The 22,455-nt window shown below is 39.3% G+C and carries 19 protein-coding genes; 1 reads left to right on the forward strand and 18 read right to left on the reverse strand.

What is annotated here, in order from left to right; translation table 11 throughout:
* Positions 1–24 precede the first annotated feature (24 nt).
* Complete coding sequence (locus ACYQ1N_RS00800) at positions 25–1,533, reverse strand: serine/threonine-protein kinase (protein WP_459831558.1); 1,509 nt, start codon at positions 1,531–1,533, stop codon at positions 25–27.
* A 629-nt stretch (positions 1,534–2,162) separates the two neighbouring features.
* Between ACYQ1N_RS00800 and ACYQ1N_RS00805 the strand changes: the two genes are divergently transcribed.
* Positions 2,163–3,650 (forward strand): aldehyde dehydrogenase family protein, encoded by a 1,488-nt coding sequence (locus tag ACYQ1N_RS00805; protein ID WP_459831560.1) that lies wholly within the window; start codon positions 2,163–2,165, stop codon positions 3,648–3,650.
* 167 nt (positions 3,651–3,817) lie between these two features.
* Here ACYQ1N_RS00805 and ACYQ1N_RS00810 read toward each other — a convergent pair whose 3' ends face one another.
* The 17 genes from ACYQ1N_RS00810 to ACYQ1N_RS00890 form a co-directional block, all read right to left on the reverse strand.
* The gene (locus ACYQ1N_RS00810; RefSeq protein WP_459831563.1) at positions 3,818–4,615 is read right to left on the reverse strand and encodes a hypothetical protein; all 798 of its coding nucleotides are present in this window, start codon (positions 4,613–4,615) and stop codon (positions 3,818–3,820) included.
* Positions 4,616–4,637: 22 nt separating this feature from the next.
* The gene (hydE, locus tag ACYQ1N_RS00815) at positions 4,638–5,711 is read right to left on the reverse strand and encodes a [FeFe] hydrogenase H-cluster radical SAM maturase HydE (protein ID WP_459831566.1); all 1,074 of its coding nucleotides are present in this window, start codon (positions 5,709–5,711) and stop codon (positions 4,638–4,640) included.
* Positions 5,712–5,978: 267 nt separating this feature from the next.
* Positions 5,979–6,572 (reverse strand): hypothetical protein, encoded by a 594-nt coding sequence (locus tag ACYQ1N_RS00820; RefSeq protein WP_459831569.1) that lies wholly within the window; start codon positions 6,570–6,572, stop codon positions 5,979–5,981.
* 185 nt (positions 6,573–6,757) lie between these two features.
* Positions 6,758–7,951 carry a [FeFe] hydrogenase H-cluster maturation GTPase HydF gene (hydF, locus tag ACYQ1N_RS00825; protein WP_459831572.1) on the reverse strand — a complete coding sequence of 398 codons (1,194 nt, stop codon included), beginning with the start codon at positions 7,949–7,951 and terminating at the stop codon, positions 6,758–6,760.
* Positions 7,952–8,249: 298 nt separating this feature from the next.
* Positions 8,250–10,241, reverse strand: coding sequence for a complex I subunit 5 family protein (locus ACYQ1N_RS00830; RefSeq protein WP_459831574.1), 1,992 nt, complete (start codon positions 10,239–10,241; stop codon positions 8,250–8,252).
* Between the two features lie 29 nt (positions 10,242–10,270).
* Positions 10,271–11,746, reverse strand: coding sequence for a complex I subunit 5 family protein (locus ACYQ1N_RS00835; protein ID WP_459831577.1), 1,476 nt, complete (start codon positions 11,744–11,746; stop codon positions 10,271–10,273).
* A 32-nt stretch (positions 11,747–11,778) separates the two neighbouring features.
* Positions 11,779–13,254 carry a complex I subunit 5 family protein gene (locus ACYQ1N_RS00840; protein ID WP_459831580.1) on the reverse strand — a complete coding sequence of 492 codons (1,476 nt, stop codon included), beginning with the start codon at positions 13,252–13,254 and terminating at the stop codon, positions 11,779–11,781.
* An 18-nt stretch (positions 13,255–13,272) separates the two neighbouring features.
* Entirely contained in the window at positions 13,273–14,928 is a 1,656-nt protein-coding gene (locus ACYQ1N_RS00845; protein ID WP_459831583.1) for a complex I subunit 5 family protein, read from the reverse strand.
* Positions 14,928–15,308: a sodium:proton antiporter gene (locus ACYQ1N_RS00850; RefSeq protein ID WP_177956162.1), complete on the reverse strand. Its 381-nt coding sequence runs from the start codon at positions 15,306–15,308 to the stop codon at positions 14,928–14,930. The genes ACYQ1N_RS00845 and ACYQ1N_RS00850 overlap by 1 nt, the downstream gene beginning before the upstream one ends.
* Before the next feature lie 4 nt (positions 15,309–15,312).
* Positions 15,313–16,260, reverse strand: a complete 948-nt coding sequence (gene mbhE, locus ACYQ1N_RS00855) for a hydrogen gas-evolving membrane-bound hydrogenase subunit E (RefSeq protein ID WP_459831586.1) — start codon at positions 16,258–16,260, stop codon at positions 15,313–15,315.
* Positions 16,261–16,271: 11 nt separating this feature from the next.
* Entirely contained in the window at positions 16,272–16,583 is a 312-nt protein-coding gene (locus tag ACYQ1N_RS00860; RefSeq protein WP_459831588.1) for a hydrogenase subunit MbhD domain-containing protein, read from the reverse strand.
* Positions 16,576–16,917 (reverse strand): cation:proton antiporter, encoded by a 342-nt coding sequence (locus ACYQ1N_RS00865; protein WP_459831590.1) that lies wholly within the window; start codon positions 16,915–16,917, stop codon positions 16,576–16,578. Before ACYQ1N_RS00865 ends, ACYQ1N_RS00860 begins: the two co-directional genes overlap by 8 nt.
* Complete coding sequence (locus tag ACYQ1N_RS00870) at positions 16,917–17,264, reverse strand: MrpF/PhaF family protein (protein ID WP_459831592.1); 348 nt, start codon at positions 17,262–17,264, stop codon at positions 16,917–16,919. The genes ACYQ1N_RS00865 and ACYQ1N_RS00870 overlap by 1 nt, the downstream gene beginning before the upstream one ends.
* Positions 17,264–17,734 carry a Na+/H+ antiporter subunit E gene (locus tag ACYQ1N_RS00875; RefSeq protein ID WP_459831595.1) on the reverse strand — a complete coding sequence of 157 codons (471 nt, stop codon included), beginning with the start codon at positions 17,732–17,734 and terminating at the stop codon, positions 17,264–17,266. The genes ACYQ1N_RS00870 and ACYQ1N_RS00875 overlap by 1 nt, the downstream gene beginning before the upstream one ends.
* A 73-nt stretch (positions 17,735–17,807) precedes the next feature.
* Positions 17,808–18,005, reverse strand: coding sequence for a hypothetical protein (locus tag ACYQ1N_RS00880; protein ID WP_459831598.1), 198 nt, complete (start codon positions 18,003–18,005; stop codon positions 17,808–17,810).
* 375 nt (positions 18,006–18,380) lie between these two features.
* Entirely contained in the window at positions 18,381–20,117 is a 1,737-nt protein-coding gene (locus ACYQ1N_RS00885; protein ID WP_459831600.1) for a [FeFe] hydrogenase, group A, read from the reverse strand.
* On the reverse strand, positions 20,111–21,943 hold the full coding sequence (locus tag ACYQ1N_RS00890) for an NAD(P)-binding protein (RefSeq protein WP_459831602.1): 1,833 nt from the start codon (positions 21,941–21,943) through the stop codon (positions 20,111–20,113). The genes ACYQ1N_RS00885 and ACYQ1N_RS00890 overlap by 7 nt, the downstream gene beginning before the upstream one ends.
* Positions 21,944–22,455: the final 512 nt, after the last annotated feature.

Consider the following 22,455-nt stretch of genomic DNA (forward strand, 5'->3'; position numbering starts at 1 on the left):
ATAATTTTAATTATTTTTTTATATCTACATATTTTTATACTTATTCACCACCGTTTCAGTTGTTTTAATCACCTCATTTAATTTATCTAAGTTTACATGTTCATTTTCTGAATGTGCATTTAATATCTTTATTCTTTTAATCATATCCGACACTTTTCCGACTGTTTCTTCGGATTTTCCGATTTCAGGCCCTAACCTGCTTACGGCGCTTAAAATCAATATGCTGCATCTGTAAATAATAACAGGGTTGCCGTTTTCCTCCCCAAAGTCCAACAAACTGTCAAAATATTCAATATTCTTTAAAATATCCCCCGAACTTCCTTCTTTTATCATATTCTGTGAATTAAGTATCACCCCTCCGACTTTCTTATATATATCGGCTCTTTCATCGGAAGACTGCGATATCCAATACATTGCCTTTCTTATATTATCTATGTTGTGCAAATCAAATACTTCGCCGTAATAATACCAATATAAAATACCGATTTCATATGAAATTTCCCCATAAATACTTGATTTTTTTAATTTTCCGATATTAGGATATACAGCGGATTTTAATTCACGTTCCTCTTCTTCGGAAAAAACAAAATCAGACTTATACTCATAAATAAGAGATCTGAAACTCTGAATATCCGATGGGTTGTCTTTCAGTGATAAAATATATGCTTCGGCTCGTTTACCGGGATTATCGCCCGTAATGTCATACATTTTTTCGGTCTCAACATAATTTTCAAGGGATGATTCTCTTATCAGCTGCTGAAGAAAAACAATAATAAGTAAGCTCAATATGATTGTAATGATGTTAAAATAATGCTTTCTTCTGTTTCTTTTTTTCAGTTCTTCAAGAGAATGTCTTACGTCGGATATACTTTTATATCTCTTGTCCCTGTCTGCAGAAATGCATTTTAACAAAATGTTGTAAATATTCCTGTTTATCTTTTTATTTGATAAACCGTATAGTTCAATGCAGGTTTTTCCAAAAGAGTATATATCCGTTCTGACATCTGCCGAGCAGGTCAAAACCTGTTCAGGAGACGCATATCCGTATGTTCCCCAAATTTCTTTGTTGCCGCGATAAACCGCCGCTCCGAAATCGACAAGATAAACTTTAAAATCTTTTGAAATAATAATATTACCGGGCTTTAAATCAGCATAAATAATCGGCGGATCATGGTTATGCAAATATTCCAATACCGACAAAATTTGCATAATTATTTTAAAAATCTGTTTACCAGACAGTGCATCGTTTGCCGATATCTCGCCGATATTTTTGCCTTCAATGTAGTCTTCAATAATTAAGATTGACGTATCGGAATATAAGATGTCTGTTATTCTCGGAATATGTTGATGTCTGCATTCATTTAATACGGTTACTTCCCTCATAACCTCCGCGGAATAAGCATTGTCGGACTCTTTTATTGCAACATCTATGCAAAGTTTCATGTCAAATGCTTTATATACGGTACTTAATGCTCCATGCCCGATAATTCCCGATATTTTATATCTGTTGTTTACTATGTCACCTATGTGCATATTATTACCTGTTTTAAACATGTTTGAACGATTTGTTCATAAGAATATTCTGAAAATGTTTGAATGAATTACGTGAAAATTTCTGATATGTTTGAACGAATGAATTACGTGAAAATTTCCGGTATGTTTGAATGAATTGCGTGAAAATTTCTGATATGTTTGAACGGTTGAATTACATGAAAATTTCCGGTATGTTTGAATGAATTACATGAAAATTTCCGGTATGTTTGAATGAATTACATGAAAGTTCGAATATGTTTGAACAGAGCGTTCATAAGAAAATATAAGATAGAATAAAGAAAAATATAAAGATATCAAATCGGATTTCAATAACAGAAATCCTGCTCAAAGAATAAAACGAAAATTTGTTTTTGTCAATATTTTTAATGCTCCTTTTATGCATATATTTTATTTTTTTCAGCCTTTCTTCCCTCCCTTTTGTTCTCATAAACTCACATGATATATGCTGGTTCTATAAAATATATATTTTTTGGTATTTGCAAGCAACAGGTTGAAAGTATATTATGAGCGTAAGCTAATTGAGTTAAGGAAATTAACCCATATTATTTTTTAATTAAATATCTAAACCATATCCAAATCGTAGGTTATGATTATGAAGGAGGTCTCTTATGGAAGTTAAATTACAGGAAAAATACAAGTTATTTATTAACGGCGAATGGAAAGACGCATCAGACGGCGCAACAGTAAAGACATACAGCCCTGTTGACGGTTCTCTTCTCGCTGAAGTTGCAGAAGCTACAAAAGAAGACGTAGATGCAGCTGTTAAAGCAGCAAGAGAAGCATTTAAGACATGGAAGAACACAACAGTTAAGGAAAGAGCTAAGATACTTAATAAAATCGCGGATATCATCGACGAAAATGCCGAATTCCTCGCAACAGTTGAATCAATGGATAACGGTAAACCAATCAGAGAAACAATGGCAGTTGATGTTCCTTTGGCAGCTGAGCACTTCCGTTATTTTGCGGCAGCTATCATCGCAGAAGAAGACAGTGCCAAGTTATTGGACAACAATACATTAAGCCTTATTCTTCGTGAGCCTATCGGCGTTGTAGGACAGATTGTTCCATGGAACTTCCCATTCCTCATGGGTGCATGGAAACTCGCTCCTGTACTTGCAAGCGGTTGCGTTACGGTTCTTAAGACATCAAGCACAACACCTCTCAGCGTACTCGAATTTGCTAAGCTCGTTCAGGATGTTTTACCTGCAGGCGTATTTAATGTAATAACAGGTTCAGGTTCTAAGTCAGGTCAGTATATCCTTGACCATGAAGGATTTGACAAGCTCGCATTCACAGGTTCAACAGAGGTAGGTTACAACGTTGCCAAGGCAGCTGCCGAAAAGCTTATCCCTGCTACTCTTGAATTAGGCGGTAAGTCAGCAAACATCATTTTCCCTGACTGTGACTTCGAGCAGGCTCTTGACGGCGCTCAGCTCGGTATCCTCTTCAACCAGGGCCAGGTTTGCTGTGCAGGCTCAAGAATCTTTGTTCATGAAGATATTTATGATAAGTTCGTACCTGAACTTGTTAAGAGATTTAACAGCATAACAGTAGGTAATCCACTTGATCCTAATACACAGATGGGTGCACAGATTGACAAGCGTCAGATGAACAAAATCCTCAGCTACGTACAGATCGGTAAGGAAGAAGGAGCTAAAGTTCTTTGCGGCGGCGAACAGTTTACTGAAAACGGACTTGAGAACGGATGCTTCATTCGTCCTACACTTCTCGGAGATGTAACTAATGATATGAGAGTCGCAAGAGAGGAAATCTTCGGACCTGTTGCATGTATCATTAAGTTTAAGTCTGAAGAAGAAGTAATCGCTATGGCTAACGACAGCGAATACGGTCTCGGCGGCGCGGTATTTACAAATGATCTTAACAGAGCAATCCGTGTGTCACGTGCCATCGAAACAGGTCGTATGTGGGTTAACACATACAATGCAATTCCTGAAGGCGCTCCGTTCGGCGGTTACAAGAAATCCGGTATCGGACGTGAGACTCATAAGGTTATCTTAGAGCACTATACACAGATGAAAAACATCCTTATCAACTTAAGCGGTTCTCCAAGCGGATTCTACCCTAAGAAGGATTAATTAAAAATTTAAATATAAATCACATATCACATACACATACTAAACACACAAATTACATACACATACAATAAACAGAAGCTCGGACAGTTAGGTTATATCAACCTGAGTCCGAGCTTTTGTTTTATATTAAATATTTATATTGTTTAAAATTTCTACGTGAGTTGTCCTCAATTATTCTCCGGTTCGAAACTAATATGATCAACCGCAAAATCTTTACCGTTTTCAGATAAAATATGTTCACATTTTACCTTTTCTCCCGGATTAACTTCTGTGATATCTGCGTAAGAATATTTCTTTACGCCTGCGTCATTTACATATGAATATGCTATAATTCCGCTTTTCCATTTATAAGCCGATTTATTTGTTACGGTTATGTCCAGAACATTTTCTCCCGATAAATTAAAATCAAAGCCGTCAATTGAATATTCACTTGCATCCGCATAGTATTCCTTTCCGACTTCCGCATCTTCCCCGACATTTCTTATGACACATTCACTCAGAAATAATTTCGGAGATGTCATGTTTCTTCTGTATTGTGAGCCTTCATCCAATACAAGCAGCCTCACTTCCTTTGAACCGTGAGCCGGAATATCAACAGCCAGTCTTTTTGTGGCATATATTATATTTTCACTGGAAAAATACCTTCGTATATCAACAGGATCATCTATTTCATTTCCTGCACTGTCCTGCTTTGCAATATCTATCGTACCGTCTATTACCGCCTGATCGATTCTGTTATCGCTGTCATTTTTGACCGTAGCGATTATTATACCGTTTGCAGCATCATATTTTGCGTCACTTATTGTTATTCCCGGATACCTGTCCGAAACGTAATCCGTTGCCAAAGTGACTTCGGCTTCTCCTCCCCCGGAGGAAGTATTTGTTTCGCTAGTGCCGCAACCGGCTAAAATGACGCTTATACCCGCTGCAGCCGCAAATATTGATGCTTTCTTTATATTTTTCATAATTATGACGTTCTGACCTCCATCAAAAAATCGGGGTTTTATTTTTGAATTTGACTTTTGAATCTCCTCTGACATTTGCAATATGATTTCCCGTTGTTTCAACCCGTCGTGTAAGACACATAATGCATTCCGCAGCTTCGTCACCGGTACATATTTTACCGTCATATAATGCGTATTTCGCTCTTACGCTTGTAGGAGAGAGATTAGGCATTACTACATTGCCTCCGGCAAGTATACCCTGTTCTCTGCCTGTTCGGTGTAAAGAACCGAGTGCCGTTGTTGCCGGAAGAAGCACATTAGGCTGCATAAGCCTTGTAATTGCAAGAACGTGCAGCGTATCTTCTATCTTTCCGTTTGGCATGTCCGCAAATGGTGTGTCATGATTGGCGATAAAAGGTCCCATGCCTATCATATGAGGTTGAAATTCTTTCATAAAAAGCAAATCTTCAATAATGTTATCAACAGTCTGATATGGCGAACCTATCATAATTCCGCAGCCCACCTGATATCCTATTGCTTTCAAATCCTTAAGACACTCCACTCTTGCGGAAATACTCTGTGAAGGGCTGTGTATCATACTGTAATGTTCTTCGTTTATTGTTTCATGTCTGAGCAAATACCTGTCCGCTCCCGCTTCATAGAACTTAACATATGAATCATGACTCTTTTCACCTATTGAAAGTGTAATTGCACAATCAGGGTGTAGCTGCTTAATTGAACGAATAATATCGCACATATAATCGTCGGTAAAAAAGGGATCTTCTCCGCCTTGAAGCACAAAGGTCCTGAATCCCAAACCATAACCAATATCCGAGCATTCGAGAATCTCATCAAATGAAAGTCTGTATCTGTCGGCGTTCCTGTTGCTCGCTCTTATTCCGCAATACACACAGTCTTTTTTACAATAATTGGTAAATTCTATAAGTCCTCGGATATATACTTCATCGCCGTATATTTCTTTTTTTACCTCTCTTGCCTGTGAATATAAGAACTCCTCGTCTTCTTTTGTGAGAGTTGTAAGAAGTTGTTTTAACTCACCGTAACCCAATATAGTATCTTTTCTCAGTTTTTTAATCAATTCCGTATTAGTACTCATAATAACCTCAATACAACATTATTCCCATATTCAACCGCATAATAAACGACATAACGGTCAGTTATTTTATACCGTTTTTTAATAATATGATATAAGTGTCAAAAGTACATTGATAAGTCATCCCGCTGCCGGCATGCAGGCGTGTGCGGTGTCTGACTTTCGGCACCGTAATCATAATATTATAAAATCAAAAAGCGCGAAGCAACCGATATGAAACATTTATACGTATTCATATCCGCCGTTTCGCACTTTTCTTTATTTAAATAATTATTTAGCCGTTACCGTGATGTATTCATCACCAAGTAAAGCCAATGCATCTTTAGGAGCGAATTCGCTGTTTCTTTCAACTTTGAGTTCTGCATACGAACTTGTGTCTCCGGACGGACCGACATATTTATATGCAACCATTTCATATTTTGAATCATCTTTTCCGTATACATAATACACTGTCTTGCCGTTATCTTCTGTTCTTCCCTGATCCAACACCTGATCAAATTCCGTCATCTCCGAATCTATCTTTGCCTCTATGGTATGGGTGGATACATTATCTTCTAAATCATATTCATATGATTCTCCCGAAGAGTTTTTATACTCCAGATTACCGTGTCTTAAATATCCGGTATAATACTTATTAACCTGTATGTTATATGCCGTACTTTCATCCGTATAAATTTCTTTAGACGCCGGTTCCGTAACAGCTGCCGTGCTTTCAACGGCTGTTGTTGTTTCAGGCACGGATTGCGTTGTAACAGCCTCAGTGGAAGCCGCTGTTGTCTCAGGCTGACTTCCGCCGTTTCCGCATCCCGCAAAAATTACACCCGATGCCGCAACACCTGCAATTGTTAATAATATTTTTTTCATAATAAGCCTCCTCATTGACAGAGTGAAGATAGTTAAAAAACAGGCACATTATTTGTCCGGTTCTATCTTCTTCCGATATGAATATATGCTATGACCAATATATCACAATAAAATGTTTTAGTCCCTAATTTGTTGAATAAATATCTGCTTTGTCCGATTCTCAACGTATTAAGTTGTTTCGTTACTCAATCCTCCAATATCTTAACGGCTCTTTCCAGTATACCGTTCATGTAACTGATTGCCGTTCCGTAATTGGTTACTTTTACTCCGCTGTTATGTATGTGCTTCATGCGGCTCAAAATCTGTTTTTCGCTTAACATACATCCGCCGCAGTGAATAACCAGGTCAAAACCCGCAAGATCTTCCGGAAAATATGTACCGTTCGACAGCTCGATCGAGAGCTCTTTTTCTGTATATTTTTTTAATAATTTCGGTATTTTAACGGATCCTATGTCTTCACACTGTCTGTGATGAGAACACCCCTCCGAAATCAATACTCTGTCTCCGTCCTTTAAGTTATCGATGTGATAAACGCCCTCCAATGCCATTTCCAGAAATCCTTTATATCTGGCCATAAGAATGGAAAATGAAGTAAGAGGAATGTCTTTCGGAACAATTTTATCCACAAATCCGAATACCTGGCTGTCGGTAATGACCAAATCCGAATATCTGCCGATTCCGTTTTTCATAAATTCTTCCAGTTCGGTATCCTTTACACAGACGGCCTGTGAATCAGCAGCCAGTATATCTCTTATAACCTGTTGCTGAGGAAGTATTAATCTCCCCTTCGGAGCAGATTCATCAATTGGAATGACAAGGGTTACCAATGAATTTTTTTTGAGCCTATCCGAAATAATAAATCTCTCTTCTTTTCTCTCGTTAAACAAAATTATTTTTTCTTCCAAAAGCAGTTTTAGCTCTTCAATACGTATGTTCTCAGTGGCAGAAACCGATATATCGGCACGTATGTCGGTTGTCTCAATCTCTGCTTCATCAATCTTATTACACACGGTAATGTATGGAATGTTCCTCTCATTGCACAGTTTTAACAGCGGCTCGATGTTACTCTCCGTTTCATGAGGCGTTGTGACTATTACCGCTATATTTACGGTATCGAGGGCTTTTCGTGCAGCCTTCATTCTGAGAGAACCGATTTCTCCGTCATCCGAAAAGCCGGGAGTATCAATTAAAACCACCGGCCCCGCCTTGTGTAATTCCATGGTTTTTTTTACCGTATCAGTTGTTGTACCCTTAAATTCCGATACCACTGAAATATCCTGTCCCGTTACGGCATTAATGAGTGAAGATTTACCTGCATTTACATTTCCGAGAAACCCTATTTGAACACGTTCGGAAACCGGTGTTTCATTTAAACTCATAATTATTTACCTGTGTATATATCCCGGATATATACATCCTCTCCTGAATATTAGTCAGATTATAAAATACCTGCGCAAGTTTCCATACCGCATACATTTAATACTAAATCACATATCTGTTTAATTAATACTATAAATATTCCCTTTTATCAACTTATCAATCAGTAAGTAATGGTAAGTGAAATAACCTTATGTTCTCATATACATTTCTAACAAAAAGCGGATGTCACTGTTATACAGCAAACATCCGCTTAATTATCCGAAAGCATAAGCACTGTCGTGCAAATACATTAAATTATTAATTGAAAGCTACAAGGATTATGAAATATAATACCGCAACCATACCTATTACAAACAATAACAAACTGTATGAAATTCCTCTCGGAACTTTTTCCGCTTTTTGAGGCTTTTCATATAGCGCAAATTCATCTTCTTCCTTAGGATTAAATCTCTCCGGTCTGTTAATAAAGAACAGCGACTTATAAAGCCATGCTATGCCGTCTCCGACTATGAACACAAGTCTTGCGGCAAATGCACCGATAAACGGTAAAACCGTGAGAAGAGCAGGGCGATAAAAATATTTTTCCATATCCAATCCATAGTTCCAGGCATCGATATATTCCTTTTTACCGTCCGCATTCTTTTTCATCAGACAAGGTCTTACTATGAGGAAGTAGAACAATGCTCCGATAGCAAGAGAAGCAAGAGCTCCGCTGATGTTAGTCCATGAAAAATATGCAACTTCCTTTTCCAAACCGTGACCGTTTAAGAAATGCTGTGACATTTCCCCGATAACATCCTGTGTGAAGTGCGGTAATATTCCGATTACAGGGAATAATACTCCGAGTATCACAAGCAGAATCTTTACGGGAACACTCGTATACTTTGATTTCCCGTCATATTCGGCCTGAAGTTCAGGGTCGTTATTCTTCTCAATAAATACTGCCGTAAATATTTTAAGCATGTAACAGAATGTCAGTCCGCCTGTAAATATAAACAACGCCTCTATTATTTTAAATATTACCGCCATACCGGTGGTTTCCGGAAACATTGCAATATATTCAACAAGACTCTCGTGTATAAGAGTTTTACTGATATAACCGTTAAAAAACGGTACACCTGCTACGCCCAGAATTGCCGATCCGCTCACTAACTTAATAAGCCACTTATTTCTGCCCCATCCGCGTATCTTATTAAGGTCGAAATCCTTAAGATTCATAAATATCACTCCTGCGACCATAAACAGCGCAAGCTTAATAAACGAATGGTTAACAAGATGTAATACAGATCCCTGTACCGCTATGGCATTATGTTCTCCCAATATTGCCTGCATTCCTGTTCCCACAAGAATGAAACCTATCTGGGACATGGAAGAACATGCAATCGTCCTTTTAAAGTTAACGGAGAATACCGCAAGCATTGCTCCCGTGAGCATGGTAAGGGTTCCCGCTATAAGAATAACCAATCCCCATGTATAGTCATGGAGAAGCACCTGACCGGTTACTACGAATATACCGAATATACCGGCTTTACTAAGCACTGCGGAAAGCAACGCCGTGGCAGGCTCCGGAGCCGCCACATAGGCCTTTGGAAGCCATGTATGAAGGGGATACATTCCCGCTTTGACTCCGAATCCGACTAATATAAGTAAACCCGATGCAAGTATAATTCCGTAATTTGCTCCCGACATTTTTATTGCATCCAGAATTTGATCCATTTCTAAAGTGCCGATATTTGCTTTAAGCATAAACAGTCCCATAAGTGTTACAAGACCGCCGAACACACCGAATCCCAAATAGCTCTTTGACGCATCTATCGCTTTTTCGGATTCTCCGTGAATAACAAGAACATATGATGTAAATGTCATAACCTCGAAGAATATAAATGTTGTATATAAATCAGCCGAAAGGAATATTCCCATCGTCGCTCCGAGAGTCCAGAGCATAAACATATAGTATCTGTTTCTGTTTCGGCTGCTTAATCTGTTAAAGTATTCAATGCTTTGAACCGTGGTAAAGAACCATGCTATACCGGCTATCATAATCATTACCAGTCTGAACCCGTCCGCTCTGAAGTGCAATCCGAATCCCGCAAATCCTTCCCAATATAAATCAGTAGGGGTTTCAAACGACATAGCCACGAGGACTATGGCCGCAGCAAGCTCAATCGCGGTAATTAATACGGCCACTCTGTCTCTGCCGGCCTTGCTGTGTCTTCCGAGTATATAATTAACAAGTCCCGCCGCAAACGGAAAGAATACCAAAAACAATATAAGTAAATTACCTGACAAGCTTATCTCACCTCCTTATGTGTATTTGTTTATAAAATACCTGCTATATGCTGAAACATATTTATAAACGGCGTCGGATATACTCCGATTACGATTGATGCGACACTGAGTCCCATCATAGGAATTGTCATACATTTTCCCGGATCCTTAACTCCCCTGTTCATTCTCTCAAGGTTTAATCCCTTATCAGGGAAATATGCCTTGATAATAATTTGGAACAGGTATAAAGATGTAAGTACGGCTGAAATTATAAGTGCACCGATACCGACATAAGAAAGAACCAAATCCGTGTTCGCAGCTGCCGTTCCGATCATCCATTTACTTGTTATAGCCATAAGAGGAGGTACGCCGATAAGCCCGAGAGAACATATTGTAAATGCAGCCATTGTTACAGGCATTGTTTTTCCGAAGCCCGCTAACTGATCTACATATTCTCTTCCCGTTGTTACAATAATTGCACCCGCAACAAAGAACAATGTAATCTTAAGTACCGAATGGAACATCATGTGAGTCAGACCGCCTACCAGTCCCTCAGGAGTCATAATCATAAGAGAAAACAACATATATGAAAGATTACTTACCGTTGAATAGGCAAGTCGCCTCTTAATATGATTTTCCCTTAGAGCCATGGAAGAACCGAATATTATTGTTATTATGGCTGCAAGCATGCAGACAAACTGAGCCCATGTTCCGTATAACAACTCCGTGCCGAAGCTGTAATATGTAACTCTCATAATCGCAAATACACCGGCATTAACAACCGCTACGGCATGAAGAAGTGCCGTAACCGGTGTCGGAGCAACGCCGGCGCTCGGCAACCAGTTGAAAAACGGAAAAATTGCCGCTTTTACGCCAAAGCCGAAAAATGCACATATAAATCCGACAAGCAATAACTGTTCATGACCTGCAATCTTAGCAATATCCGTCAAAATTCCGCCATATACAAAATCAAGCGAAACTCCGAAGTTCATCAGAAGCATAATTGCGATAAAACCGAAACTCGCTCCCGTTATCGAATAAATAACGTATTTTTTGCCGGCAGACGCCGCCTTTTTGTCCATCTCATGCATAACAAGAGGCAATGTTGCGGCCGTGAGCAATTCGTAAAACAGATACATTGTGATTAAGTTGGCTGAGAATACAATTCCCATAATCACACCGAATGAAATAATGAAAAATGAAAAGAATTTATTTTCATTATGTTCATGTGACATATATTCAAATGCATAAAACGCCGTTACCACCCAAAGTGTGGAAACGATCATTCCGAATACTGTAGATAAACCATCCACTCTAAAGGTTATACTAACGATTTCCGAAAAACGTATCACCGTAAAGGATTGTTCAGGTACAGTAAACATAAATACGATTGCAAGAATCATATTAGCAATGCAAACCATTGCTACATATATATGTCTTTTTCGATTATCTTTTATCCCGTTGCACATGAGTATAAATCCCATAACAATAGGAAAAATAATCGGTATTAAAAGCAATGCCGCCATATTTACTCCCTTCTAAATATTAATCATTACGGTTAAACCGGTAATATAACTGAAATAATTCCGCTTATTGCATCGGTCAGTCCCACAGGCATAACTCCGAGCCCCAGCGCAAGTACCGATAATATTATAAGCGGTACCGTCATATAAGCGTTTGGTTCCGTCTTAACGAGTCCTTCATAATTATAGTCTTTGCCCGGGAAGAATGCCGTCTGAACAATAGGGAACAGATATCCTGCTGTAAGCAGAGCCGAAAGCAATAATACTGCGGCGCCCACTATTCCCAAAGCTCCGAACTCCGGAGCAAGAGATGCCGTTGCCAGATACCATTTGCTGAAGAATCCCGCAAACGGAGGTATACCGACAAGCGAAAGCGATGCGATTGTAAAACACCACATTACAATCGGCATTTGTTTGCCTATACCTCGCAGCTCATATACATATGTCTTATGTGTTTTATAGATAATTGCTCCGGCACATAAGAATAATATATTCTTGGCAATCGCATGGAATACCACCTGAAGAAGTGCTCCTTCCACCGATGCGGGTGTAAGCAGAAATAATCCGAACAATACATATGAAACCTGACTGACCGAAGAATACGCAAGTCTCTTTTTAAGAAGTTTCTCCTTAAATGCCAGCATAGAGCCCACAAATACCGTTGTCAAAGCAAGAATTATGAGCATATACTGCACCCAGGTTCCCCGAAGCATTTCAGGGCCGACCTGATAAAATAAAACTCTTATAATCGCCAGCACTCCCGCCTTTGTAATGATACCCGAAAGCACTGCCGAAGCCGGTGCAGGTGCTACCGGATGGGCGGTCGGAAGCCATGCCTGAAGCGGTATCATACCCGCCTTTGCACCGAATCCGATAACCATTATTAATGTAACAACAAGCACTAACGTCTCATGTCCTTCCACCAATGAAGGATCGAGGACACCTCCCGGACGGAATATGAGATTTCCTCCGGCAAATCTGTTAATAAAGAAAAGTCCGAATAAACCGAAGCCCGCTCCGAAAATGGAATATCCAAGATATTTCATTCCGGCAGCAATAGCTTCTTTTGTCCTGGAATGAATTACAAGCGGAACAGTCATTATAGACATAATCTCAAAGAACATGTAGAGAGTAATCAGATTACCCGAATAGCACAGTCCTACGAGAATGCCGCCGGTCATTGTGTAAAAGCCTAAAAATCTTGATTCATCACCTTCGTGCTGAATATATTCATAGGCAAAAAATGCTACTAACATCCATATTATTGCCATTATACAAGCAAAGAATTTAGATACCGAATCAAGTTGAAATCCGACTACCATATTATCCGCAATGGTCCACAGATTGAGTCTCAATCCGTCCGTAAAGGCCATTCCGCATACTATGGCCGCATTTAACACAAGAATAACGGAAATTAAAATTTTTCTTGCTTTAGCGTCCTTCATGGGAAAGACAAATAACCCGGCAATAACAGGCAGTAGTATGGGTATTAGCAATGTTACTCCTGCCATATAAATATCCTTTCATTATCATAAGAGCTTTATGCCCATCTGAATTATTCTGACTATCGGTTCATAGAATATTCCAAATCCGAAATTGCTCGCAATAAATAATACCATTGCAATTACGAAACCTGCAGAGTTCCTATGTTTCTCATCATGATGCGCATGCTCTTCCGCAAGCGCCTGTTCTGCCTCATCACGCACTTTCTCAACGTCTTTGTGATCATATGTTGCATTGAGCTTATAACCTGTTAAGTCAACATGTTTTACAGGGGTACTGATGACAGGTACTTCTTCTGAATATGCATGATGTCCCTCATGATGTTCTTCAGGCAATCTCCAGATATTAATAATTGCCCCGAGATAATATACTGCGTTAAGAGCTGTGGATACAGCAAGCGCAACCAATACTATCGGCAATCTGAACCAATCCGATTCTATGGCTCCCACCGAGAAGAACAACTTAGAAACAAAACCTGCAAATAACGGAATACCGATCATGGACAGACCTCCGATTGTAAACGCAATACCCGCAAGTTTATTTTTATGAGCCGCTCCCCTCAATTTCTTAAAGTCATATGAATGCCCCGATACATTTGCAAGACCTGTTGCCGAAAGGAACAACATAGGTTTTGTTATGGCGTGAGATATGATATGCAAAGTTGCCGCTATAATTCCGATTTCGGAATTTATTCCGATACCCATGAAGATATATCCGATTTGAGCAACAGAAGAGTATGCGGCCATCCTCTTTAAATGTCTCTCTCTCAAAGCGTTTACGGATCCCATCATCATACCGAGTACGCCGAGAACCAGAAGAACATCCGCTATATGTGATTCCTGCATAATCTCGGGAGTGAACACTCTGTATACGGATTTAATTAAAAGTACTATGTAGCCTTTAAGTACAAGTCCGGAAAGTATGGAACTTGATGTAGACGTTGCCGATGCGTGTGCGCTCGGAAGCCATGAATGAAATGGGTACAGCGCCGATTTGATTGCTATTGCAACGCTTACTATTCCGATAACTGTTACAAGCGGAATTGTATATTGTCCGCTTGCCCACAACATTCTTACGGATTCTCCCAAATGTTCCATAAGAAGGTGACCGGTAATTCCGTAAAGCATTGAGATACCCAGAAGGAATAATCCCGATCCTATGGCACTCATTATCATGTAACGTGTTGTTGCCACAATGGTCTTTCCCGAATCCTTTGCCATAACAATCGCACATGAAGCAATTGTATTTATCTCTATAAATACGTATCCGGTAAACATATCATTTGTATACGTAAGGGCAAGCAATGAACAAAGAAGAAGGTCAAGCATTATAAAATACAAATACTGTTTTTTTGATTTGACGTCTTCAAATACATTTCTTAATCCGCCGATGATTGATAACGCCATTACAAAACAAAATACAGTCGCGATAAGGGCTTCATACGGACCTGCCTTCAGTTCGTTTCCGAAAGGCGCAGGGAAATGTCCCATCATGTATGTGAAACTTGCATCATTTTGAACAAGATTAACAAGCAATGCTGCGTTCAAAGCTCCCGTAAATATTACCGAAGCCAAATTGACCGTGCATGCCGCTTTGCCCCATTTTCTGATAAACGGCGTCATCATTGCAACAATCAGCATCAACAGGATACTTATGAAGGGAACATTATATATAAACGGCATTATTCACCCTCCTTTTCCTGTTTACTCTTAATCATGATTTCATCAAGATTAAGAGTGTGATATTTCTTATACAGTCTCTGTATCAGAGCAAGAAAGAATGCTGTTGTACTGACAGAAACTACGATTCCGGTAAGTACAAGACCCGCCGGTATAGGGTTGATATACTGTGCTGCATCCGGTGAGAGATTGTCCCCGAGAATCGGAGCCACTCTCCCAAACACAAAACCTCTCGAAGCAAGATAGAGATATACAGCCGTATCCATTATATTCAGTCCTATTGCTTTTTTAACAAGGTTGTTGTGAAGCAACAGTCCCATTAAGCCTATACCGAACAGAATCATTGAAGCAATTTCATAATAATGATTCAAGATATAATCCATAAGCTTAAATCTCTCCTTTCGAGAATAATTTGTAGAAGCCGAACATTGTACATGCAACTATAAATCCTACACATATGTTAAGCGGTAATATAAGTCCGCCGCTCAGTATCGCACCCGGTGTTCCGGTAGAAATAATTGAATGTAAATGATTGGCACCCGTATAGAATGAATAACATTTAAGTCCCGCATATGTTAACAACGCACCGCTTGTTATGGCAGTAAATATTTTAAAGTTAAAAAATTTCTTTGCTTTTCTGTCTCCGAATGATACCGCATACAGTATCAAACCGGCACCTATTATTGCGCCTCCGGAGAATCCTCCTCCCGGAGAGAGATGTCCGTTAAGGACAACATATATTCCGAATATAAATATTATCGGAATGACAAATTTTGAAATAACCTGAAGAATTATGTTAGGATATTTTTCTTCGGTAAGAGTTTCCTCTTTTATAACGGCAGTTTCTTTGTCAAATTCCGCCTGCTCTTTGGCGTTTCTTTTTTCTTCATCCCTTCTCAGAAGAATTATTACTGCGGCCACGGCAGAGAAAAGAACCGTTGACTCGCCCAGCGTATCAAATGCTCTATAGTCAAGAATCATACTGGCAATAACATTGGTAGCACCTGTATCTGCCAATCCGTCTTCTATATATTTTGCTGAAACCTCGTTATTGGTAGGCGCATCAATAATTCCGAAGGATGGGTCAAAATTGACAACAACTAAAAGAAGAACTATAAACGCGCAGCACATGGCAATTGCAAGTCCGATATAGACTTTTTTAAATTTCCTGTAATTTTTTATCTCGTCTTCTTTTTTTTCTTTTTTCGGTCTTCTGATATTTTCTCTGATAACCTTTTTTTCTGTTTTCGGACGCTCTTCACCGTTTACCCAATCAACAAATGCATTATGTTTCTCAGGTACGGAGGAGAGCTGTTTTTTTTCTTTTTCTTCCATCGTTCTCCTCCTTAAGTGTTATCATCTTCATTTTTATCCGCCTCGGATTCTTTGTCGGCTTCTTCCTTTTTCTTCTTATCCAAAGCCTTAATCTTATTATATGTAACAAAGAACAGTATGGTCGTTACTCCCGCACCAACCGCTGCCTCGGTTCCGGCAAGATCGGGGGATTCCAAAAATAACCATATAATGGACATAACAAGGCTGTACGACATAAATATCAAAGTAGTAGTCAAAAGACTCTTAACCACGGTTGATGCCACGGCGCACAGAATAAGAAAACCTAACAGGGTCCATACAAGTAATGTGGTTGCATCAAACATCCTTATCTACCCCCTCATCAAATCTCTTCTTAAATTCCTCAGAGTCTTCTGCGGTTATTGTAGCTATCTCCATCTTTGCAATCATGTGAGATGAAACAGGAGCAGTCAGCCAAAAGAATACTAAAATAATTACAAGTTTCAGCGTTGAATAAGTAAGTCCTGTCATAACGCCCACGCCCGCAAGCACTGAAAATAATGCCAGTGAATCTCCTATTGCGGCGGCATGCATTCTGTTAAGCACATATTTAAACTTGAATACTCCGAATGTGGACATTGCAAACAGGAAGACTCCGAACCCCACAAGGCAGGCTGCTATAATAAATCTTATCAGCATCAGTCATCGTCCTCCTCTCTGTTAACATTTACTACCCTTGATTTTTCATCACCGCGCAGCCTATGCTTTTTTTCTTTCGCAACTATGATCTTTGAAAGAACAACAACGGCAATAAATCCGAGAACCGCATATATTACGGCAACGTCAAATATAAAATCTTCATGTAAAAATATGGCAAGAAGGCATATAAATGCCATCGTATTGGTGCTTATCATATTGCCTGCCAAAATACGATCCGTGTATCTGGGGCCTCTTATCGCCCGTATTAACAGCATCAGCAGCATCGCCGCCATCGCAAACATACAAATAAGCAGGAAAATGTCTGAATATAACGTTTTTTCAATCATTATAATTTCTCCTCCATTTTCTTTATCTGCTCTACAAATACCGACTCATCCATTCCCTCCGACATACTTACGTCAAGAGCATGCACTATAAATACATCATCGTCTATATCACATGTAATCGTACCGGGAGTCATGGTTATTGAGTTGGCAAGAGTCGCTTTTCCGACATCGGATTTGATATCAGGATTTTTAAAATATACAAGACGCGGTTCAATGGTATCTCCCGGAGTCATTATAAATTTTAATGTTCCGAATGTTGCTTTAACGATTTCCCACCATAGAACAAATGCATATTTAAAAAGTCGTCCGATATTTTTAAATATAAACGCTTCCTGCTTAGGACCGTATCCGAGTGCTTTCCAGGCAAAAATGTAAACTGCGGCCGCTATTCCGAATCCGAACAGCATAACTTCCAATGTCCATCTTCCGTTAAATACGATCCAAGCAAAGAAGAAAATTGCATAAAACATATTTATCTCCTTTCAATAATAATAAAAGAGCCTGTACAGTTTATTAAGATTAATTTATTTCATCATATAATCATTAGTATCTGTAATCAGGCTCAAATACATTAACAATATAGCCGTTATCACCGGAATGGTGTCCCTCTGTCGTATCTTCAACATGTTCCGTTTGCTCGTCTTGGTGTTCATTTTGATGTTCTACCCCTGTCGGGGCGGATACGAGAAACAGTATTCCGACAGTTGCCGCAAGTGCGGCCAAAACCGATAGTACTTTCATAATGACCTCCGTTAAATCAATCCGTTTCAAAACACCGGTATTATGTTTATGATGCGGCAAAATATATAGATCCGACAAATGACAGCGACTGTTTATGCCGGCTGCAATTTAATATAATTTTATACAAATTATATTAAATTATAATGTTTTAATAATAATTCATAGCAACATTAAAGTCAAATCGATTGTACGAATTTTAATACAATATGACGGTTTTATATCTAATTTATTAATTGCTTTTCGGTAAGTTGTTATATAAGGAATATTTAAGTATCAGAAATCAAAAAGACCATGGCATCACATCTCAAATGCATATGCCATGGTCTTTTAAAATTTCAAAATATTCCGTTAAATAATTATATATCTTATACCGTATTACTTTTCATTATACATTTTCCATGCATGATGATCGGTATGAAGAAGCTTTTCGGCAAGCTCTGAAAGAGGTTCTCCCAAAAAGTCTCTGTATACGGCTATAATTGAAGGATTTTCATGTGAAAATCTCAATTTATCATTTCTGTCAATCTTATATAAGATATCGGCTCTTTCCTTTTGTTTGCTGTATCCGTTAACTATAGGCTGACCGCCGCCGTTAACACATCCGCCCGGACATGCCATGACCTCTACAAAATGATAATCAGCCTCACCCTTTCTCAATGCATCGAGAAGTCTGTCTGCGGCACCGAGAGTGTGTGCAACGGCAATCTTTAATGTGGTTCCGTTAATATCAAGAGAAAGTTCTCTCCACTCTTCCTGTCCTCTTACTTCCTTAAACGCATCGGGATCCGCATTCTCGCCTGTCACAACATTGTATGCGGTTCTGAGAGCCGCTTCCATAACTCCTCCGGTTGCTCCGAATATGTGACCGGCTCCCGTCGCAATGCCGAGAGGCATGTCAAGTTCTATCTCTTCAAGACCCGCAGGGTTGATATTGGCAGCCTTAATCATACGGGAGACCTCTCTAGTTGTAATTGAAAAATCAACATCAGGCTCTCCGCATGCGTCATTAAGAACAGGAATCTCCGCCTCTTTCTTCTTGGCGATGCAAGGCATTACCGAAACGCACACTATATTCTTAGGATCAACTCCGAGAATGTTTGCATAATATGTCTTTGCAATAGGTCCGAACATCTGCTGCGGTGATTTTGATGTGGAAAGCTGATCCACAAAATCAGGATGAAATGCCTTGCAGTGGCGGATCCATGCCGGACAACATGATGTAAACATAGGAAATTTAGCAGCTTCTTCAGGATGTGTAAGCTTATGAACGAATTCATTTGCTTCCTCCATAATAGTAAGATCGGCGGCGAAGTCCGTATCAAATACATAATCCACGCCCATCTCTTTAAATGCCGCACAAAGTCTCTTCATTGACGCCGTCTCGTCATCTAATCCGAAAGGCTCACCCCATGCCGTTCTTATTGAAGGAGCAATCTGCATTACAACAATCTTCTCAGGGTCTTCGATACATTCGAATAATCTGTCCGTATCATCTCTTTCTCTGAGGGCTCCTACAGGACAATGCTTAACACACTGACCGCAGATTGCGCAATCCGTATGGTCTAAGCAGTCGCCTGAAGAAAATCCAACCGTTGTTCTCGATCCCGTGTTAATAACGTCCCAAACATGAGTATTCTGCATATTGTCACATACCTGTACACAACGCATGCATTTGATACATTTTGAATCATCTCTTGTAAACGGAAATGTCTTATCGAGTTTTGCAATAGGAACATCTTTTTCAAAACTGATTTCTCTTATGTTAAGTTCATTTGATACCTTCTGTAATGAACAGTTTCCGCTTCTTACGCATGTAGGGCAATCCGTATTATGCTGTGAAAGAATAAGTTCCACATTGTTTCTTCTGGCAATTCTTGCCTTTTTGCTGTTGGTATATATGACCATTCCTTCGTCTACCGTGTTGTTGCAGGCGGTAAACAATTTATCGTAACCCTCAACTTCAACAACACATACACGACATGCACCTATTTCATTGATGCCTTCCCAATGGCAAAGTGTAGGAAGGTTTATTCCCGCAGACTGCGCCGCTTTAAGGATAGTTGTTTTCTCCGGTACCTGAACAGCTTTACCGTTAATTGTAATATTTACCATTTTTCTCTTCTACCTCCCCTAAAGCTTCCGTAACCGAAATGGTCACAATGCAGGCATCTTGCGGATTCCTGACAAGCCTCTTCGTCAGTCATGCCGATTTCCATAAGTTCGAATGATTTTACTCTTTCAGACGGAGAAATCTCTCTCATGTTAACTCTTGCGCAAGGCTCATGATCGCTGAATCTTATTCTAGGTAATTCGATTCCCGCATCAATAATATGATTATATCCGAGATATTCATCAATATTTGCTGCGGCAACCTTTCCTGCGGCAATGGCTTTAATAACCGTGGCAGGACCGGTAACACAATCTCCTCCGGCAAATAATCCGTCAACGCCTTCTACTCCGGACGTATCAAGTGCATCGATATGACCCCTTGTAATATGTACGCCCGACTCTTCAAGTTTGGATGAATCGATTCCCTGACCGATTGCAACGATTACCTTATCACACTTAATCTCAACTTCAGGAGTGTCAGCAGCCTTAACGCTTGCTCTTCCGTTCTTTATGGCACCTATAATCTGAGGCTGTACAACCAATGAACTCACCTTGCCGTCAGCGTCCTTTTCTATTCTTACAGGAGCGTTAAGTTCTATAATCTCACAACCGTCCGCTATTGCACCGTATATTTCCTCTTCGAGAGCAGTCATATCGCTTATTCTTCTTCTGTATACAACCTTTACGCTCTTTGCTCCGAGTCTTACGGCAGAACGGGCAACGTCCATGGAAACGTTTCCGCCTCCGACAACTACAATATCCTGTCCGGTATAATCAACCTGCTCTTTATCGCCTATGGATCTGAGCATCTCAACCGCACTTGTTACACCATCGGCATCTTCGCCGTCAATTCCTATTTTTTTATCGGTATGCGCACCGATGGAAACAAATACGGCGTCATTTTCAGAAAGCAGATTGGCAAGAGAAATATCATTACCGATACTTACATTCATCTTAGTCTTTATACCTGTTGACAGTATGCCGTTTATTTCCTTATCGAGAACTTCCGACGGAAGTCTGTATGTAGGAATTCCGTAACGAAGCATTCCGCCAAGCTGTTTTCTCTGCTCATAAACTGTTACGTCATGTCCCATGATGGCAAGATAATATGCCGCAGAGAGTCCTCCCGGACCTCCTCCCACTATGGCCACTTTTTTGCCTGTGCTGTCCATGATGGCAGGAGTCTTTATGTCTCCTTCATGTTCAACGGCATATCTCTTAAGACCTCTGATATTAATCGGATCGTCTACCATTGTACGACGGCAGTCCGACTCACAAGGATGTTCGCATATAAGACCGCAAGCCGCCGGAAACGGATTGTCTTTTCTTATAAGATTTACCGCATCCTCATATCTTCCCTCATGGATAAGAGAAATATATCCCGGAACATCAACATGTGCCGGACACATTGATATGCAAGGTATGGCTCTGTGATGAGAACCGCCGCATCTGCCCTCATTAACATGTGATTCATACTCATCTCTGAATCCTTTTATGCCTTTAAGAACCATTCTTGCAGCTTCTGAACCTATGGCGCAGTCTGCCGTATAAAAAATAGATTCCGCGGTATGCTCTATTGTGTCTAATGTATTCATGGAAGCCTTACCGTCAAGAACATCGTTGATTAATGATTCAAGCTGTCCGAGTCCGACTCTGCATGGTGTACATTTTCCGCATGACTGTGAATGACACATATGAACAAATGCTTCTGCCAAATCAACAGGGCACAATCCCGGCTGACTTGCTTCAATTCTTCTCTCAAGATCTTTATAGAGAACCTCTATCGTTTCCTGAGCCTGATCTTTCGTGGTTAAAGTTAGTCTACTCATACTTTCTCTCTTTGTGACATATTAATAGAAACAACAAAATTTAATAACAACAACAATTAAATGTATACTATAATGTAGACATTTAAGTAAATTTGGATATTTCATTGAATTTTATCATACAAAAAAAGTATGTTCAAAAAAGTTAGTTTCGGCTAACATAAGAAATATTGTTAAAGTACCAAATCAGACTGTAAAAAAAGCCGTAAAAATGCGTTTATTTTGTGTACAATTTTCTTTAAAAAATACATAACATTTTCAAACTTAATTATTTAAAGTATATATTGAATAATAATTAATATAATATAAATTTCAGTAAATTACGACCTTCAATCCTAATATTATTAATTTTATGCATTCGTCTAAACATATGTCACTTCAATATGCATTATGTTTAGTATTGTATTTAGCAGACCTAATCAGATATCAAAGGACTTTTTAAAAATATTATTTCCTTATATTATATGCCATTATTTACATTATTAGTTTTACTTGTTTTTCTGATAAATAAAATA

This window comes from Howardella ureilytica (assembly GCF_054657495.1).

Excerpts from the sequence above, each read along its gene's own strand:
- ACYQ1N_RS00800 (WP_459831558.1), bottom strand. The coding sequence starts at position 1,533 with ATGCACATAGGTGACATAGTAAACAACAGATATAAAATATCGGGAATT.
- ACYQ1N_RS00805 (WP_459831560.1), top strand. The coding sequence starts at position 2,163 with ATGGAAGTTAAATTACAGGAAAAATACAAGTTATTTATTAACGGCGAA.
- ACYQ1N_RS00810 (WP_459831563.1), bottom strand. The coding sequence starts at position 4,615 with ATGAAAAATATAAAGAAAGCATCAATATTTGCGGCTGCAGCGGGTATA.
- hydE (WP_459831566.1), bottom strand. The coding sequence starts at position 5,711 with ATGAGTACTAATACGGAATTGATTAAAAAACTGAGAAAAGATACTATA.
- ACYQ1N_RS00820 (WP_459831569.1), bottom strand. The coding sequence starts at position 6,572 with ATGAAAAAAATATTATTAACAATTGCAGGTGTTGCGGCATCGGGTGTA.
- hydF (WP_459831572.1), bottom strand. The coding sequence starts at position 7,951 with ATGAGTTTAAATGAAACACCGGTTTCCGAACGTGTTCAAATAGGGTTT.
- ACYQ1N_RS00835 (WP_459831577.1), bottom strand. The coding sequence starts at position 11,746 with ATGGCGGCATTGCTTTTAATACCGATTATTTTTCCTATTGTTATGGGA.
- ACYQ1N_RS00840 (WP_459831580.1), bottom strand. The coding sequence starts at position 13,254 with ATGGCAGGAGTAACATTGCTAATACCCATACTACTGCCTGTTATTGCC.
- ACYQ1N_RS00845 (WP_459831583.1), bottom strand. The coding sequence starts at position 14,928 with ATGCCGTTTATATATAATGTTCCCTTCATAAGTATCCTGTTGATGCTG.
- ACYQ1N_RS00850 (WP_177956162.1), bottom strand. The coding sequence starts at position 15,308 with ATGGATTATATCTTGAATCATTATTATGAAATTGCTTCAATGATTCTG.
- mbhE (WP_459831586.1), bottom strand. The coding sequence starts at position 16,260 with ATGGAAGAAAAAGAAAAAAAACAGCTCTCCTCCGTACCTGAGAAACAT.
- ACYQ1N_RS00860 (WP_459831588.1), bottom strand. The coding sequence starts at position 16,583 with ATGTTTGATGCAACCACATTACTTGTATGGACCCTGTTAGGTTTTCTT.
- ACYQ1N_RS00865 (WP_459831590.1), bottom strand. The coding sequence starts at position 16,917 with ATGCTGATAAGATTTATTATAGCAGCCTGCCTTGTGGGGTTCGGAGTC.
- ACYQ1N_RS00870 (WP_459831592.1), bottom strand. The coding sequence starts at position 17,264 with ATGATTGAAAAAACGTTATATTCAGACATTTTCCTGCTTATTTGTATG.
- ACYQ1N_RS00875 (WP_459831595.1), bottom strand. The coding sequence starts at position 17,734 with ATGTTTTATGCAATTTTCTTCTTTGCTTGGATCGTATTTAACGGAAGA.
- ACYQ1N_RS00880 (WP_459831598.1), bottom strand. The coding sequence starts at position 18,005 with ATGAAAGTACTATCGGTTTTGGCCGCACTTGCGGCAACTGTCGGAATA.
- ACYQ1N_RS00885 (WP_459831600.1), bottom strand. The coding sequence starts at position 20,117 with ATGGTAAATATTACAATTAACGGTAAAGCTGTTCAGGTACCGGAGAAA.
- ACYQ1N_RS00890 (WP_459831602.1), bottom strand. The coding sequence starts at position 21,943 with ATGAGTAGACTAACTTTAACCACGAAAGATCAGGCTCAGGAAACGATA.